Source organism: Agrobacterium sp. fls2-241-TYG-188a, from assembly GCF_030209845.1.
The window spans coordinates 236,057-253,719 of the sequence record NZ_JARVRD010000008.1 but is presented as its reverse complement, the minus strand read 5'-3'; the positions used below and the strand labels follow the sequence as shown (position 1 = coordinate 253,719).

Sequence of the window (17,663 nt, the reverse complement as noted above, 5' to 3'; positions counted from 1 at the left end):
CAAAGGAAAATATGAAATGACGCATTACGTAGATTATATCGCTGACCAGAAACGCGCGCCCGCCATCGTTGCCCACCGAGGCGCATGGCATGGAGCTCCCGAAAACAGTCTCGCAGCCATCGAGCGGGCGATCGCCGTAGGTGCAGACATTGTTGAGCTCGATATCCGAAAAAGCGCTGACGGTGAACTTTTTATCATGCACGATGACACGCTATTGCGCATGGCCGGTATCGACCGCGACGCTGAAACTTTTACCATGGCCGAACTGCGGGCCATCTCCTTGCGTGAGGACGATGGCGGCGAGCATCGCACCACGACCGACCAACGCATTCCGACGCTGAAACAGGCATTCGAAATCATCCGTGGCCGCATCTTTGCAGACCTCGATCTCAAGGACCGTGGCCTGTTTTCGCAAGTCGCAGCCTGCGCTCGTGATATGAATGCTGCATCATACGTGGACCTGAAAACGAACGTCATGACACGCGAGGAATTGGACTGGGTGCGCGCCCAGCATATCAATGGGGTGGCTTTCATGGCGATGTCAAAATTCACCGCCGAAACCATTTACCAAACCATGGCGTTGCTGTCGGAAATCAAACCCTTCATGTGCGAAATACGTTTCGACAGCCTCCAAACAATCAAGGCGAACCGGCAGATGTTCCGCGATGTGAACATGGCGCTGTGGACGAATACGCTCAGCATGGAAGCGAGCGGTGAATGGGTGGACAAGGCGGCGCTTGTCGATCCTGACCGCATCTGGGGCTCGTTAATCGATGCTGGTGTCAGCGTTTTCCAGACGGACGAGCCGGAAGCGCTTAAGACCTATCTTGAAGGCCGGCGCACATGAGCAACGTAAACGATGAGCTGCTGAATGAACTGATGGCCATCATGCGGGATACCGCGGACCGGGAAATCTTGCCGCGTTTCCGTTCTGTTTCGTCGGAAACCATTCGCGCAAAAACCGTGGCGGACGATATCGTCACCGATGCTGATATTGCCTCTGAGCGGGTGATCAGCGAGAAGCTGAAGGCACGCTTGCCGGGCATCACCATTATCGGCGAGGAAGCCGTGTCCGATGACCCGTCCATCCTCGGGGATCTTGCGACCGCGGATCTGGCGGCTGTCATCGATCCGATTGATGGCACTTGGCATTTTGCCCATGGCACGCCGATGTTTGGCAGCATTCTCGCCATTGTTTCTCGCGGTGAAACTATTGCCGGCATCATCTATTACCCAGTTTTAGGCGATTTCCTGGTAGCAAGGCCGGGGCAGGGCGCCTGGCATGTGGCGGGAGATGGTACGAAAACGCGTCTTTCAGTCGCCGCTTCGACCCCAATCGAAGAAATGCACGGCTTCATTCCGCTACACATGTTCGATCCGGACTTACGGGAGAAACTGGCGCCGCGTATCACAAGATTTCTCCGGGTTACCACATGGCGCTGTTCAGCCTGGGAATACCGGATGCTGGCGACAGGCGCGATGAGCTTCTGCCTCAACGAGAGCCTAAAGCCGTGGGATCATGCAGCCGGCGTGCTCATCCACGCAGAAGCAGGTGGCTATGCTGCTACCATGGACGGCGAATCGTACCGTTCAACTATGACGGAAGGACATCTCTTAGCCGCGCCGAGCAAGGAGTCATGGACGGACGTGCAAATTGCACTCCATCCTGATATCGTCCCGTCTCCATTAGAAGCTCGAGGAGAACGCGATTGAGAATATGTGTGCCCCTAAAGCTTGTACATCATTGAAACTGGTTATAAATTTCGGTGGCGTACGTTCGAGTAAAAGCAGGTCGCCAATTCATATTCGTTCGAGGCGGTCTGTTTTCATCGCTCGAAATGTGTCAACCATTTCGGATGATTAGGCGCAGGCCCCGATGAGCGACGCTCGATGAAGGTCGATGCGATAAGAATGCGTTTTGCAACGACCGGCTGCCCTCTTGTTTCGATACGTTCCAGCAGTAGGCGCATTGCTGTAGCGCCCATCTCCCCACCTTGTACCCTGATGGTCGTCAGGGGAGGAGATATCTGGGTCGCGGCGGAAAAATCACCGAATCCGACAACGGACATGTCTTCTGGTATGCGGTAGCCACGTGCTAGTAGCTCGGAAACAGCGGTGAGCGCCAGCCCATCGTGAGCGCAAAACAGGGCTGTGGGTGCGATTCCCTCAGTGTGAAGAGTTTGTAGCGCAGGGATAAAGCCTCCATCTTCATCAAAGCGCAGAATATGCAGTTTTGCATCTGTGTGTTGCTCTAAACTTTCGCGCAGACCGTGGTATCGTTCCATACGACCGCGATAGCCTTCCTGCCCCTGCACGAAAGCGATGTCGCGATGCCCAAGCCCAAACAAATACTCGCCGACCGCTATGCCTGCTTCGTGGTCCGTCCCGCCGACATGATCAGCCTTTTCAAGTGGAAACACCCACCCCAGTCGAACCGATGGCACGCCGGACGCTCTTACAATGTCCAGCGTCTTTTGTTCATGCGGCCCAACAAGGATGATGCCTGAGCTATCCTCCACCATCGCCTCGACCCTGTCGGCGTCGTGCGTCCACTGCAATCGTACGGCCTGACCCAGTCGATGCGCCTCCTTCTGCATGCCGTCCTGCAGCATCGTCCGTAACTCGTAGCTCACGCTATCGACCTGATCGTGAAAGATTAGTGTGATCTCGCGTTGCCCATCGGCAGCTTTCTGGCGTTGGTAGCCCAGCATTGCGGCAGCGTGCTCGACTCGTCTGCGCGTCGTCTCGCTGACCCCGGCTTTTCCTGAGAGTGAGCATGAGACGGCAAATTTCGACAGGCCGGTATAATCGGCAATGTCCTGCAATGTCACTTTGCGCATAACGCGTGCTCCCATTGTGATGCCGCGAACAAAATAAAATTTAACATAACGCTTTACCTAACAAATTACATTATGCAAGCTAAACAAACACGGTCGTGCAAGCTATCTGTTTAGCGACGCAGCCGTGTCATATTGCGGGGTCGATCCTGAGGAGGAGAGGTAAACTCGCGATACTTGATTGGAGGAGGAAACAAATGCAAGGATTCAATCGCCGCGCGTTTCTCGCTGCGAGCACTGCTGCCGTCGTACTGCCCGCCCTGCAAGCCTTTGCGCAAACGAGCACTGTTCAAGAACCCGCCATACTGGACGCCATCGTCAAGGGCGGCAAGCTGCCAGCCGTTGCAAACCGCCTGCCAATCAACCCGCTGGTCGTCACACCGCTTGACCGCGTGGGAACACACGGCGGTGACTGGAACAGCGCGATCGTCGGTGGCGGATCCCTGTCCATGCTGTTCCGCTATCAGGCTTACGAGCCGTTGTTGCGGTACGAGCCGGATTGGTCCGGCGTGGTGCCGAATGTCGCAGAGCATTATGAGAGCAACGCCGATGCCACCGAGTTTACCTTCAGGCTGCGCAAGGGCATGAAATGGTCGGACGGCGAACCGTTCACCACTGATGACATCATGTTCTGGTACGAGGATATCTTCGATTACGAGGGCCTCAACGATATCGGCCAGAACCATCTGCGCGCAGGTGGAAAGAAGGCCCGCTTCGAAGCCGTGGACGATGTCACGTTCAAGGTTATTTTCGCAGCACCCAACGGTCTGTTTCCGCTTCGGCTGGCATGGGCCAATGATGACCAGACGACCCGCGCGCCGAAACACTATCTCAAGCAGTTCCACATTAAATACAACCCCAACGCAGAACAGGAAGCCAAGACGAAGGGCGCTTCAGGCTGGATCCAGCTATTTCAGCGCGAAGCGGGTCTAGTGGTAGACAACGAGTTCTTCCAGAATTCGCAGCGCCCCGTTATCCATGCCTGGAAGATGGCGGTAGCACCGGGACAAAGCACTGATCGCGCCATCGCCGAGCGCAACCCGTTCTACTGGAAGGTCGATTCTGAGGGAAATCAACTGCCTTACATCGATCGCATTGTCTACCAGATGGTCGCCGATGCACAGGTATTGCTGTTGAAGGCGATGCAGGGCGAAATCGATCTGATGGATCAGTATATCGCCACGCCAGCCAATCGGGCCGTGCTTTACGATTCGCAGGAACAGGGCCAGTTTGGCCTGTATACGCTGACATCGACAGAAACCAACGAGATGGTGTTCCAGCTCAACCTCAACCATCCGGATGAAGCCAAGCGCAAGCTCTACGGTAACAAGGATTTCAGGGCAGCGCTTTCGATGGCGCTGGACCGGCAGGCGATCATCGACACGGTGTTCATCGGCCAGGGAACGATCTCACAACCCGCAGTGCGGGCTGAAGACCCCCTTTACAACGAACGTCTGGCCACGCAATTCACCCAGTACGATCCCGATACGGCCAACGCTCTGCTAGACAAGATACTTCCCAACAAGGATGGCGAAGGCTTTCGGCAGGATGAAAATGGCAAGCGAGTGACAGTCATATTCGAGATCGATCAGGCCCGCACTACCTTCCTTGACATCTTTCAGCTGGCGCTGCCGATGTTTCATGCGGTGGGGGTGGACGTGCAAATGCGAAGCATGGATCGTTCACTATGGGAGGTCCGTGTTCGCCAAGGCATCGACTATGACGCGACCGCACACCGCTTCGGCGGCAATGGCGGCATCGCGGCCATTCTCGACCCTCGCTATTTCATTCCCAACACGACCGAGGCGCTGTACGCCAAGGGATGGCAGCTGTGGTACCGCGATCCAGCGTCCAAAGGTGCGGTCGAGCCGCCGCAGCCGGTCAAGGATGCATTGGCGCGTTACGACCGTGTGCTGGGCTCGCCGGACCCGGAGGTGCAGCGAAAGCTGATGACGGAAATACTGGAGATCGCTGCCGACCAGTTTTACGTTTTCGGCGTGTGCCTGCCTAGCGACAGCTACGGTGTGGTCAAGAACAATATGCAGAACGTTCCCAAATCCATGCCGAATTCATGGGGATATCCGACGCCCGGGCCCGCCAACCCCGAAACATTTTTCAAGGCCTGATCCACCGTCCCATCCCGGCACCCGACACCGGGATGCGCACATCAACGTTACAAACGCGCTTGATGGGCGCGACGGCATTCTATTGTCATTGGAGACCACATGTTGCATCGACCAACCGCCATTTCCGAAACTGCCGTTCGCTCTCCCGAATGGTTCAAATCCGCCACTCGCTGGACACAGTTGACGTTTGCGGAAGACGACCCGGCGAAATATGACCCCGAATTCTGGATCGATGTTTTCAAGCGCACCAAGTCGAATGCGGTCTGCCTTTCGGCGGGCGGCTATATCGCCTACTACCCAAGCGAAATTCCCCTTCACTACGTGTCCAGCTTCATCGGCGACTCCGACCCATTCGGCACCATCGTGGAAGGCGCACGCAAAATGGGAATGCACGTCATGGCGCGCGTCGACCCGCACGCCATCCATGCAGATGCGGCAAAGGCCCATCCCGAATGGGTGGCGATCAATGCGGATGGAAGCCCGCGTGAGCATTGGGCATTTCCCGGCATCTACGTCACCGATGCGCTGGGGAGCTATAATCGCGACTTCACTACTGATGTCATTAGCGAAATCGTGACCAAATATGACATTGATGCCGTGTTCGCCAACCGCTGGCAGGGGCATGGCGTGTCCTACAGCGAAGACAATCGCAAACGCTTCAGGCAGGAAACAGGTTTTGATCTGCCGTTGAAACCGGATGCAACCGATCCGGCGTGGCAGGCCTGGGCTGCATGGCGCAGACGCATTCTCACAGAACTCGTGGTCTATTGGGACGAGACAGTCAAATCCATCCGTCCCCATGCCAGCTTCATCCCGAATATGAGTGGATCGTCGCTGATGGAATTCGACCTTTCGCTCATTCAGAAGCATTGCCCGATCCTGTTCGTCGATCACCAGGCGCGCCAGGGCGTGGAAGTCGGCTGGTCCGCCGGGCGTAACGGTAAACGTATTCGTGGAACGTTCCGCGACCGGCCCGTTGGCCTCATCACCTCCATAGGCCCAGAGGAAGAATATCGATGGAAGGATTCCGTCCAGAGCGGCGAGGAAATCAAGCTCTGGATTCAAGATGGCATGGCGCAGGGCCTTTTCCCTTGGTTCACTAAATTCAATGCCTGCGTTCCCGATGACCGCTGGGTGCGGCCTGTTGCGGAAGCCTTCAATCTCCATGCAGACATCGAGCCGCATCTGGAGGGCATGCAGCCAACCGCCGAAATCGCCATCATCGATCCGTCAACGACGCTGCGGCACTGGGCACCGGAGCAGCGCCACATTGCTGAACATAATGATCTTGGCTTTTATCATGCGCTGGTGGAAGCACGCATTCCGTTCGAATTCCTTTCCGATCAGGTCATGAACCCGGATGCATTGGATCGGTTTAAGCTCATCATCCTTGCCAATGCCACGTATCTGTCTGACGACCAGTGCGCGGCCATCGAGCAGTATGTGCGGCGCGGCGGGTCGGTCGTGGCCGCGCATGAAACCTCTCTATATAATGAAGTCGGCAAGCGGCGCGATGATTTCGGCCTGTCGAATGTCTTCGGTGCCTCGCTGACTTCCGCACCTCGTGGGCCTGTCAAGAACACCTATGTCGCGCTGTCGGATCCGCACCCGTTGAATGAGGGTTACGAGGGGGCTAAGCGCATCATTGGCGGCACTCACATGATTGCAGTGGATGCAAATTCGGATGCGGAAACGCCGTTCCTTTACGTTCCCGATTTTCCAGACCTGCCCATGGAGGAAGTCTACCCACGTAAAGCGCCGTGCGGCGCTGCCGTGGTCGCGCGTGAGACGGGCCATGGAGGTCGCGTGGTCTACATTCCATGGAACATCGGCGAAGTCTTCTGGAAGGTACTTGCACCCGATCACGGCAGGCTGATCGCAAACGCCGTGAATTGGGCTCTTGGTCAGGACCATCGTGTGACGGTTGACGGAAAAGGCATCATCGATATCGCCATCTATGAAAACGAGGATGCGATGGCAATCTTCCTCGTCAACCTCACCAACCCGATGATGATGAAAGGTCCCTTGCGGGAGGTCTATCCGATCGGCGAACAGACACTATCGATCAAACTGCCGAAGGGTCGCACGTCAGTCTCGGTGAAATCACTTGTGAAAAACGAGACGGCGTCATGCAAGATCGTTGGCAACCGCGCACAAATCACCGTGCCTTCCATCCATGACCTCGAAACGGTTCATCTGACCTGGCAATCATAAGCCGGATAGCATGTAGCGGGAGGAACCCATGCTGACATATGTGGCGAAGCGCGTTATTTACATGATACCGACCCTATTCGGCATGTCCTTGATCGCATTCATGATCATTCAGTTGCCACCCGGCGATTATCTGACCTCACTTCTTTCCACCATGGCCGATGGCGGACAGAATCTTGACGAGGCGACGATTGCGCGCCTGCGCGCGCAATATGGTCTCGATCAACCGGTCTATGTCCAGTATTTCGTATGGATCAGCGGAATACTGACCCGTGGCGATTTCGGATATTCTTTCGAGTGGAACCAGCCGGTATCGACCCTGATCTGGGACCGGATGGGTTCGACCCTTTTGATCTCGCTTGCAAGCCTACTACTGGTCTGGGCGATATCGCTCCCAATCGGGATCTATTCCGCGGTCAGGCGCCATTCCTTCGGCGACCATGCCTTTACGCTCCTCGGCTTCATTGGGCTGGCCGTTCCGAACTTCATCATGGCGCTGACGCTGATGTATGCGAGCTACCGGTTTTTTGGCCAAAGCGTTGGCGGGATATTTTCTCCCGCCTTCGTAGATGCGCGGTGGAGCATCGCAAAATTTCAGGACATGCTCAGCCACATGTGGATACCGGTCATCGTCATCGCCATGTCGGGCACTGCTGCCATGATCAGAATTCTGCGGGCAAACCTGTCGGACGAATTAAGCAAGCCCTATGTCATCACGGCCCGCGCCAAGGGTTTGCCCGAGCGCAAGGTTATCGTGAAATACCCCGTCCGCATCGCTCTCAACCCTTTCGTCAGCTCTATCGGCTGGGTACTGCCCGACCTTGTTTCCGGCGTTACCATCACCGCCATCGTGCTGAACCTTCCAACGGCCGGACCGCTTCTGTTGCGGGCGCTGGTCGGTCAGGACATGTATCTGGCCGGAAGTTTCATTCTCCTGATGGGCGTGCTGACACTGGTGGGCATGCTGATCTCAGACATATTGCTTGCGGTGCTCGACCCCCGCATCCGGTTCAATTGAGGGGGTGGCCATGACTATCAACCAGAACCCAACCGTCGCACTGGAAACCGGCCCGGCCATCAGCCCGTTGAAGTCCGGGCGCAAGGTAGCAAGCCTGGAGGCTGCGGGGCAGTGGACGCTCATCCGTCAGCGCTTCTTCCGTCACAAGGTCGCCGCCTTTGCCGCAGGCATCATTCTTTTGCTTTATCTCATCGGTGCCTTTGCCGAGTTTCTGGCACCGAGCCTGCCGAACACGTCGCGCCCGCAATACACCTTTGCGCCGCCGCAACGCATTGCGCTGTTTGCACCGACTGCCGATGGTGGCTCGCAATTTCTGCCACATGTGAAGGGCTACAAGATCGAGATCGAGCCGAGAGCCCTTCGCCGCAGCTTCGTCGTCGACGACACAAAAATCACTCCCATCGGATTTTTCGTCAAAGGTGCACCCTACAAGCTGTGGGGCATCATTCCGCTGGAAACGCATCTGGTCGGTCCGCTGAACGCCCGTGACCCGATGTATCTGCTGGGTTCGGACCGGCTCGGACGAGATCTCATGAGCCGACTGATCTATGGAACCCGTGTTTCCATGTCCATCGGCCTTATAGGCGTCGCCATTTCATTGACGCTCGGCGTCGTGATGGGCGCAATCTCAGGCTATTATGGCGGCTGGGTGGACACGCTTATTCAACGCGTCATCGAGATCGTCAGCGCGATGCCGACCATACCGCTCTGGCTGGGGCTGGCCGCCGCCATACCCCTCACCTGGTCGCCGCTATCGGTCTACTTCGTCGTCACGCTGATCGTTTCGCTGTTGAGCTGGACCGGTTTAGCGCGCGAGGTTCGAGGACGATTTTTCGCTCTACGCGGCGATGATTTCGTGACGGCTGCACGGCTGGACGGCGCCGGGGAACGGCGGATCATATTCCGCCACATCCTACCATCTCTGACCAGCCACATTCTGGCGGTGGTGACGCTTGCCATTCCCACCATGATCGTTGCTGAAACCTCACTATCGTTTCTCGGTGTCGGACTGAAACCACCGGTCGTCAGTTGGGGTGTGCTGTTGCAGGACGCACAGAACGTGCGCACGGTTGCTACCGCCCCGTGGCTGTTGATCTGGCCCAGCCTTGCGGTCGTGCTGGCTGTGCTGTCCTTCAATTTCTTCGGCGATGGCCTGCGCGATGCAGCCGACCCCTACGACAGCTGAGAGGACGTGAGATGACAAAGCCCGAAACTTTGCTGGCGGTCAAAGACCTGTCCGTCGATTTCCATCTCAGAACCCATGTACTTCATGCCGTTCGCAAAGTCAGTTTCGACCTTGAACCTGGAAAGACGCTCGCACTGGTGGGAGAGAGCGGTTCAGGCAAATCGGTGACCGCCCGTGCCCTGATGCGGATCATTGACAAGCCCGGACAGATGACCGGTGGCCAGATCGTCCTCAATGGGCCAAACGGTCCTGTCGATGTCGCGAAATTTGCAGCAAGCAGTCGCGAAGTTCTGGCCATTCGCGGTGGACGGATCGGCCTGATTTTTCAGGAACCTATGAGTTCGCTATCGCCGGTCCACACCATCGGCTCACAGATCATCGAAGCTGTGCGTTTGCATCGACGCGTGTCGAAGAAGCAGGCCAGGGAGCGCTGTATCGAACTGCTGCGGCAAGTGGAGATCCCGCAACCGGAACTGATGGCCGACCGGTACACGTTCGAGTTTTCCGGCGGAATGCGCCAGCGGGCGATGATTGCCATGGCGCTCGCCTGCGACCCAGAAGTCCTGATTGCCGATGAGCCGACGACGGCGCTGGATGTGACGACGCAGGCCGAAATCCTCGATCTCATCAAGCGGCTGCAGGTCGAGCGCGGCATGGCGATGCTGCTCATCACCCACGACATGGGCATCGTTGCCGAAGTCGCGGATGAGGTCGCTGTTATGCGCTTTGGAAAGATAGTCGAAAAAGGCCCGGTAGACGAGATTTTTCACGACAGCCAGCACCCCTACACTCGGCAGCTTCTGGAAGCGACGGTCAAGCTTGAAAGCGGAGCGGCGATCCGCAGGCTGCCGGCGTCGCTGACAGCCAACGTGTCTCCCATCCTTTCGGTGCGCAATCTTTCCAAAATTTACGGCGCACCATCTGGACTGTTTTCGCGGAGTGGCGGTCGCGGTCTGGTGGCCGTGGATGACGCAAATCTCGATTTGTTTGCCGGCGAAAATCTCGGCATTGTCGGCGAAAGCGGCTCGGGCAAAACCACACTTGGACGGATGATACTGCGCATTGTCGAGCCGACCTCCGGGACGATCGCCTATCGCGAAAAAGCCGATGCGGCACCGATCGACGTCACGTCACTGAGCAAAGTGGGTCTGCGCCGCTACCATCAGGATGTGCGTCTCATCTTTCAAGATCCGTTTGCATCGCTCAACCCACGCATGACGGTCAAGCAGATCATCGGCGATCCTCTGGTCATCGCCGGTGGCATGTCCGGCAAAGCGGTGGAGACGCGCGTTGCCGAACTTCTACAAAATGTCGGGCTCGATCCGCTGGTGATGGAGAGGTACCCACATGCCTTCTCCGGTGGCCAGCGTCAGCGGATCGGCATTGCAAGGGCGCTTGCCGTCAACCCGATGGTCATCGTCGCCGACGAGGCGACCTCGGCGCTCGACGTCTCGATCCGGAGCCAGATCCTTGACCTCCTGCTCGACATTCAAAAGCAGCTCAATCTCAGCTTTATCTTCATTTCACACGATATCTCGGTGGTCCGCTATTTCTGCGACCGCGTCGCGGTCATGCACAAAGGCAAGATCGTTGAGGTGGGTGATGCGGAAACCATCTGCACCGCCCCCTCGCAGCCTTACACGAAACGATTGATCTCTTCCGTTCCGAACCCCGACCCCCGCAACAAGCGCATGCTGCACCGCCTGCGCGCAGACCAAGTTTGAGGCCATTGCCGATGCCGAAATTCGCCGCCAACCTGTCCATGCTTTACACCGAACATCCGTTCATGGATCGGTTTGCCGCTGCTGCTACCGATGGATTTGCGGCAGTGGAATATGTAAGCCCCTACGAGGAGGCTCCAGAGAGAATTGCAGCGGAGCTCAAGAGGTGCAATCTGACGCAGGCCCTGTTCAACCTGCCGCCAGGCCACTGGGCCGCAGGCGAGCGCGGCATCGCCTGCCTGCCGGAGCGGGTCTCCGAATTTGAGATGTCCGTGGAAACGGCAATCCGCTATGCAAAAGTTCTGGGATGCCGAAAGATCAATTGTCTGGCCGGCATTCAACCGCCCGGCGTCGATCAACAGGTTCTGAAAGACACGCTCGTCGGCAATCTCAGGCACGCGGCGCAACGTCTGGCGGATGCCGGAATTGCCCTTGTCTTCGAGCCCATCAACACCCGCGACATACCCGGATATTTCGTCACCAACACCGATCAGGCCGAGCGGATCATGGACCGTGTCGGGCATTCCAACCTGCTGATCCAATATGATTTTTATCACATGCAAATCATGCAGGGCGATCTCGTCGCGACCTTTGAGCGCCTGCTCGACAAGGTCGGCCACGTTCAGATCGCCGATAATCCCGGAAGGCATGAGCCGGGGACGGGCGAGATCAACCACGACTTTATTTTCAAGCGGCTGGATGAACTTGGTTACGACGGGTGGGTCGGCTGCGAATACCGACCGGCGTCGACTACCAGTGCAGGCCTTGGCTGGTTGAAAGCATATCAACAGGAGGACTGAGCTATGAAGATAGGATTTATCGGCCTGGGAGTCATGGGCCGCCCGATGGCGCAGCATTTGATCGATGCGGGACATGAGCTTTATCTTCACAGGGTCAAACCCGTGTCGAACCACCTCGTCGAAAGCGGTGCGACGGCCTGCACTTCGGCTGCGGAGGTGGCGCGCAGCGCCGACATCGTGATTTTGATGCTGCCTGACACGCCCGATGTGGAAAGCGTTCTCTTCGATGACGATGGCGTCGCACACGGTCTTGATACGGGAAAGCTCGTCATCGACATGAGCTCTATTTCACCGATTGCGACAAAGGATTTTGCCGCCCGTATTGAAGCGCTGGGATGCGATTACCTCGACGCGCCGGTGTCAGGTGGTGAAGTTGGCGCCAAGGCCGCATCGCTGACCATTATGGTCGGCGGCAAACCGGATGTTTTCGAGCGCGCAAAGGAACTGTTCGAAAAGATGGGCAAGAACATCACCCTGATCGGTGCTGTCGGGAACGGTCAGGTTGCCAAGGTCGCCAACCAGATTGTGGTTGCTCTCAATATTCAGGCCGTTTCAGAGGCCCTTCGCTTCTCAAAGAAATCTGGTGCAGACCCCTCCATCGTGCGCAAGGCATTAATGGGCGGCTTTGCGTCGTCCCGCGTACTGGAGGTCCACGGCGAACGTATGATCAATGGAACGTTCGAGCCCGGCTTTCGGATGAGCCTGCACCATAAGGACATTTCGCTCGCGCTCGAATCTGCACGGCTGCTTGAGCTTATGCTGCCCAACACCGCGATGGTTCATCAGGTGATGAACGGCGCATTGGACAAAGGCTTGGGTGACAAAGATCACTCTGCCCTGATCAACGCAATATGAGATATTCCGGCCATTGGTCCAAGTACGGGAGCGATTGATCATGATCACAAGTCCCCGCCTGTTCCTTACATCTTTATACGAAGCAGCAATCGAGGCCGCCAGTCCTTTAAACAGGATTAAAGATCTTCTCCCGCGCCCGCCTTATGGCGGACGCGTCGTAGTCGTAGGCGCGGGCAAAGGGGCGGCGCAAATGGCGCAATCGCTGGAAAGTCTTTGGGACGTCCCGCTGACAGGTTTGGTCGTTACTCCTTATGGTTACGAGTGTGACACAGACAGAATCGAGGTCATCAGTGCCGCTCATCCTGTGCCAGACAGTGCCGGTCTTCAGGCGGCCGAACGTCTAAAGACCTCTGTATGCAACCTATCTAGCAATGATATTGTGATCTCCTTGATTTGCGGTGGGGGATCTGCGCTCTTACCAGCACCGCCGGTAGGGTTTGCTCTTGCCGACGAAATAGCTCTAAATGAGGAACTACTAGCATCGGGTGCTTCGATTTTGGCCATGAACGCCGTCCGCAAGCGTTTCTCAACAATTAAAGGTGGGCGGTTGGCGGCATTAACGAAGGCGAGGGTGATTAGCTTCGTAGTATCCGATATTCCTGGAGACGACCCGGCGCTGGTGTCGTCCGGTCCAACGATCCCCAACCTGAGCACCCGCGATGATGCCGGGGAAATTATTGCACGGTATCGGCTGAAACTACCGGCACCGATACTGAGTTTTATAGCATCGGATGCATCCGATGCACCGAGCCCAGCGGATCCAATCTTTGCCGGACACAGCCACCACATTGTTTCGTCTTCAAGAATTGCGCTTGAAGCAGCGGCAGCGCTTGCGCGAGTTTCAGGTGTCACGCCAGTTATACTATCTGATTGCATGGAGGGCGAAGCGCGAGATGTTGGCCTTGTACACGCGGCCATAGCACGTGAGATCGCGTTGCACGACAGCCCTTTCATCCGACCCTGCGTAGTGTTGTCTGGGGGCGAAACGACAGTGACGCTTCGGGAGAGAGGTGGTAAAGGTGGACGCAATGGAGAATTCGCGCTGTCTCTTGCGATGGCGATCAATGGACTTGATGTCCATGCACTCGCCGCCGACACCGATGGCATAGATGGCTCTGGAGACAATGCGGGCGCCTTCGCTGATGGCACGAGCGTCAAACGGCTCTTAGAGAAGCAAGTCAACGGCGATGCGCGGCTGTTGGCTAATGATAGCTACCCTGCCTTTTCTGCTATTGGGGATCTGTTTGTCTGCGGGCCAACCAACGTGAATGTAAATGATTTCAGAGCTATATTGGTCAGATGAGCGCGACTGGGACAAGAGAGCGTTGGTTCAGGTCCTTTCAAGGCGATGGCTAGGAATGCTCAGCTCAGGTCTAGCTGCCCATCCTCAATTTCTTTTCAATTGCAGTGAACTTGAGGTTACTGAATACTGAAGGGGAAGTATTTAGCGTTCATTGCATCATACGCGCCATTGGCTTGTATCTTATCGAGCGCAGCGTTCAGTTTTGTCAGCAACTCTTTATCGTCTGGTCTAACGGCGATGCCTGCGCCTTCACCGAAAAACTCAGCGTCTTTGATATCTGCGCCTTTGAATTCGCAGCAGGTACCCGCCTTAGTGTTCGCCAACCAATCGTAAACAGCCAGTTTGTCCTCCAAGATGAGGTCGACCTCCCCGTCGGCCAGTCCTTTATAGAGCTCTGGGGACGCAGCAAAAATCCTAATTGAAGCGTCCGAGAAGAACTTTTTGGTATAGGCCTCTTGTGAGGTCCCGGCGGTGACGCCTAAACGAACATTTTTCAGTTTCGTCCCATCAAGACCAACATCTTTTTTGGCTATGAACACCGAGGGGCTATCATAGTATTTGCGCGTGAATGCGACCTTCTGTTTTCGTTCCAAGCTCATAGACATCGACGAAACGATTGCATCATAACGCTTGGCCAGAAGGTTCGGGATCATTTCGGTCCACTCCTGTATCACGAACTCGCATTTGAGCTTAGCCGCCTCGCACAGGGCACCCGCCAGATCTACATCAAAACCTTGAAGCTGTTTGTTGGAGTCGAGATAGTTGAACGGCGGAAACGCACCTTCTACGGCGATTTTGACAACTGACCCCGTTTGCGTTGATGTCGCAGGTGTTGGTAGAGCAGCACCAACTGAGCACATGATTACGATACCAAACGCCTGTTGCAACTTGTTCATTGCGATCCCCAACAAAATGAACCGGTAGATGCCGCATTGAACACTTTAAAAATTACAGAGCCCCTAAAGTTTTTCGCTAATTTAGACTATCTTCAAAAAGAATTTTGTAATCTATTCCCAGTAAGCTCCTTACGTTGTGAGGAACACTACGTGACTGCTGATAACCGCATCTCTAGGATTTTCCGTAAAGCACCGGTATCTCCTGGGCTCATTCTCCTACTTCTCACAACAAGCGGGCTTGGAATTGTTGCGCTCGTAGTAATAGCAGCTATCTGGGCCGGCACCGAAAGTGATGCAGCTGCACTAGATCGTCAGCGCCAGCTCGTGAACACCCGCTTACTCGATCAGGTTGAACGTGTATCTAACGAAGTCCGCCTGATGAAGGCCGGTCTCGACACGTTGCTGCGTGTCAATGACATATCAAGCTTAGATATGCCGCCGGTCGAGTTCAGATACCAAGAATCTACCAAGCCAACAGCTGTTGCATCGTTTAGAGAATTAGCTACCAATCTATTTGGCTATGACGCGGCGTTCATCGTTGCATCTGACGGCTCCATGCCCTTCGACACAGACCCTTCAATCGTCAAGCGTTTCAAATGGATACGTCCGCTCATCCAGCCGATGATAGAGGGTCTACAGAAACAACTCGATGTTGGGGTATCGTCGAACTGGGGACTTCTGGGAGATGTGCCAAACCGAGCCTCATTGCTTCGGATTGAAGGACGCCCGGCCGTAGCCGGAGTTGTGCCGGTCAAGCCCTATACATCTTCCCAATCCAAAGCACCTACCAGACTCTATCTTATTGCGTTTCGCTTCCTGGATGGAAAGGCCCTTGATGCGCTCAGTCGTGAGCAAGGATTGATTGGTGCGCGATACGCCAGGGCAGCAGATCAGGAATTGAATGAAGTTGCATTTCAGATTGAGTCCACGTCAACGCGTGAGCCAATTGGTTTTATAATCTGGGAACCTGACCTACCTGGAACGCGGGTCATTGGCCGTTTAACGCCAATGCTTTCTTTGGCCGCGATAACATTTCTCGCACTTTTCTTCGCACTAATTATCGGCATTCGCCGCAGCATGAAGAAACTTACTGAAAGCGAGCTATATGCGCGTCATCTCGCAAATCATGACGTTCTCACGGGACTGGCTAACAGAGCAATGTTCAATGAGCGTCTGAAACATTGCCTCAGCAATGGAGAAAAGCTTACGAGCAACGAGACTTCACTTGCCCTCATTGACCTGGATAAATTCAAACAGGTGAATGATGAACATGGCCATCCTGTTGGAGACGAACTCCTTATTAAAGTCGTCCAGCGGATAGAAGGCATTATAAGTACCGACCACACGTTAGCCCGTTTAGGCGGAGACGAATTCGCGTTGCTGTTTCCATCCTGCGCGCTTGATGGCAGTGCGGGACCTGACATCTGCCAAGCGATTATTGAGGCGCTGAGTAAGCCGTTCGCCCTCAAGCAGGATAGCGTCAAAGCGACCATCGGATGTTCAATCGGCATAGTCCATGGGAAAGATGCCGGGTTCGATCAGATTGAAATGCTTCGATGCGCGGACCTGGCTCTCTATGAAGCAAAGTCTCAGGGACGGGGCCGGTTGATAGCTTATGACCTACGCATGGATCTTCAGGTTCAGGAAAGAGAGTCACTGCGCAGTGATCTCGAGCTTTTGCTGCAAGAACCTGGACTTCAACATCAGCCGGTCGCCTTAAAAGATGTGGGGCAGCTGGAGGTTTATCTGCAGGGAGTACATGCAGCTGATAGTTTTGGAGCTTTGACTTGTGCTGAAGCCTTGGTACGTTGGCGGCATCCGCAACACGGCCTTCTGACGCCTGATAGGTTCATTCAGATCGCTGAAGACAGTGGATTGATCAACACCCTCGGCGCTAGGGTTCTGCAGGAGGCGATCAGCGCCGCAGCGACGTGGTCCTCGCCAATCTCAATTGCAGTTAACATATCGCCCTCGCAACTGCGGAAGCCGGACTTCGCCTCTCAAGTGGAAAAAGTCCTGATTGAGGCTGGTTTGCCTCCTCATCGACTGGAACTAGAGGTCACCGAAGCCGCTCTCCTTAGTTCTGAGGAAATCACCAGGGCTAATCTGCGATCGCTCCGATCAATCGGTGTTAAGATAGCTCTTGACGATTTTGGTACTGGTTTCTCATCGCTAAGCCACCTGATCAACTTCGATGTGGACCGAATTAAAATAGATAAATCCTTCGTCGACTTAATTGGGACGAGAGCAGAGGGCACAGCGATCGTTTCAGCAATCATAGCTTTGAGCAGATCGCTCGGTAAAGCCGTCACCGCTGAAGGTGTCGAGACAGTGGGTCAAAGAGATTTCTTGATCGCACTTGGTTGCACAGATCTACAAGGCTACCTTCTTTCCCGGCCGGTGTCGCTACACATCTTCAGTCGAGAGAATCGCGCGCGTTTTGGGTCGCTAATGTCAATTTAGGATGACCGACCGTATTGTACCTGGTTTTGGAACACCGATCCGGTGAATTCTTGGGATGGATAGTGGGGGTAGACGGAAGTCAGTCGAGGAAGCAGCCTTAGCACGATCCCACAGGCCTGACCGACCATCGCCCAGTCGATATGACCATTCATACACGGAGGCGATTTCCGGTAGATGATCAAACTGGCGAGATAAGGCCGTATAGTCTTCAACACTCGCGTGGATGCGATCGGAGCAAAACGAAGCT

Annotated in this window: 13 protein-coding genes; 11 read left to right on the top strand and 2 right to left on the bottom strand. The window is 55.4% G+C overall.

Going from position 1 to position 17,663, the window contains the following annotated elements:
* The first annotated feature begins 16 nt into the window (after nucleotides 1–16).
* A complete protein-coding gene (locus QRN85_RS21750) occupies nucleotides 17–847 on the top strand; it encodes a glycerophosphodiester phosphodiesterase family protein (RefSeq protein ID WP_113218782.1) in 831 nt (276 codons plus the stop codon).
* On the top strand, nucleotides 844–1,713 hold the full coding sequence (locus QRN85_RS21745; protein WP_062589082.1) for an inositol monophosphatase family protein: 870 nt from the start codon (nucleotides 844–846) through the stop codon (nucleotides 1,711–1,713). The genes QRN85_RS21750 and QRN85_RS21745 overlap by 4 nt, the downstream gene beginning before the upstream one ends.
* A gap of 113 nt (nucleotides 1,714–1,826) precedes the next feature.
* Here QRN85_RS21745 and QRN85_RS21740 read toward each other — a convergent pair whose 3' ends face one another.
* Nucleotides 1,827–2,840, bottom strand: coding sequence for a LacI family DNA-binding transcriptional regulator (locus QRN85_RS21740; protein WP_113094182.1), 1,014 nt, complete (start codon nucleotides 2,838–2,840; stop codon nucleotides 1,827–1,829).
* 194 nt (nucleotides 2,841–3,034) lie between these two features.
* Between QRN85_RS21740 and QRN85_RS21735 the strand changes: the two genes are divergently transcribed.
* From QRN85_RS21735 to QRN85_RS21700, 8 genes are all read left to right on the top strand, one after another.
* Entirely contained in the window at nucleotides 3,035–4,963 is a 1,929-nt protein-coding gene (locus tag QRN85_RS21735) for an ABC transporter substrate-binding protein (RefSeq protein ID WP_062589078.1), read from the top strand.
* 99 nt (nucleotides 4,964–5,062) lie between these two features.
* On the top strand, nucleotides 5,063–7,177 hold the full coding sequence (locus QRN85_RS21730) for a family 10 glycosylhydrolase (protein WP_284760055.1): 2,115 nt from the start codon (nucleotides 5,063–5,065) through the stop codon (nucleotides 7,175–7,177).
* Between the two features lie 28 nt (nucleotides 7,178–7,205).
* Nucleotides 7,206–8,192, top strand: a complete 987-nt coding sequence (locus QRN85_RS21725) for an ABC transporter permease (RefSeq protein ID WP_122069053.1) — start codon at nucleotides 7,206–7,208, stop codon at nucleotides 8,190–8,192.
* Between the two features lie 10 nt (nucleotides 8,193–8,202).
* Nucleotides 8,203–9,378 carry an ABC transporter permease gene (locus tag QRN85_RS21720; protein WP_284760054.1) on the top strand — a complete coding sequence of 392 codons (1,176 nt, stop codon included), beginning with the start codon at nucleotides 8,203–8,205 and terminating at the stop codon, nucleotides 9,376–9,378.
* A gap of 11 nt (nucleotides 9,379–9,389) precedes the next feature.
* Nucleotides 9,390–11,102: an ABC transporter ATP-binding protein gene (locus QRN85_RS21715; RefSeq protein WP_284760053.1), complete on the top strand. Its 1,713-nt coding sequence runs from the start codon at nucleotides 9,390–9,392 to the stop codon at nucleotides 11,100–11,102.
* Between the two features lie 11 nt (nucleotides 11,103–11,113).
* On the top strand, nucleotides 11,114–11,899 hold the full coding sequence (otnI, locus tag QRN85_RS21710) for a 2-oxo-tetronate isomerase (protein WP_062589066.1): 786 nt from the start codon (nucleotides 11,114–11,116) through the stop codon (nucleotides 11,897–11,899).
* Nucleotides 11,900–11,902: 3 nt separating this feature from the next.
* On the top strand, nucleotides 11,903–12,754 hold the full coding sequence (locus QRN85_RS21705; protein WP_062589061.1) for a 2-hydroxy-3-oxopropionate reductase: 852 nt from the start codon (nucleotides 11,903–11,905) through the stop codon (nucleotides 12,752–12,754).
* 37 nt (nucleotides 12,755–12,791) lie between these two features.
* Nucleotides 12,792–14,057 carry a glycerate kinase type-2 family protein gene (locus QRN85_RS21700; protein ID WP_284760083.1) on the top strand — a complete coding sequence of 422 codons (1,266 nt, stop codon included), beginning with the start codon at nucleotides 12,792–12,794 and terminating at the stop codon, nucleotides 14,055–14,057.
* A gap of 116 nt (nucleotides 14,058–14,173) precedes the next feature.
* Here the strand turns inward: QRN85_RS21700 and QRN85_RS21695 are convergent, their stop codons facing one another.
* Nucleotides 14,174–14,953, bottom strand: a complete 780-nt coding sequence (locus QRN85_RS21695) for an ABC transporter substrate-binding protein (RefSeq protein ID WP_113094189.1) — start codon at nucleotides 14,951–14,953, stop codon at nucleotides 14,174–14,176.
* Nucleotides 14,954–15,103: 150 nt separating this feature from the next.
* Between QRN85_RS21695 and QRN85_RS21690 the strand changes: the two genes are divergently transcribed.
* Nucleotides 15,104–17,416 carry a bifunctional diguanylate cyclase/phosphodiesterase gene (locus tag QRN85_RS21690; RefSeq protein ID WP_062589056.1) on the top strand — a complete coding sequence of 771 codons (2,313 nt, stop codon included), beginning with the start codon at nucleotides 15,104–15,106 and terminating at the stop codon, nucleotides 17,414–17,416.
* The last annotated feature ends 247 nt before the right edge of the window (nucleotides 17,417–17,663 follow it).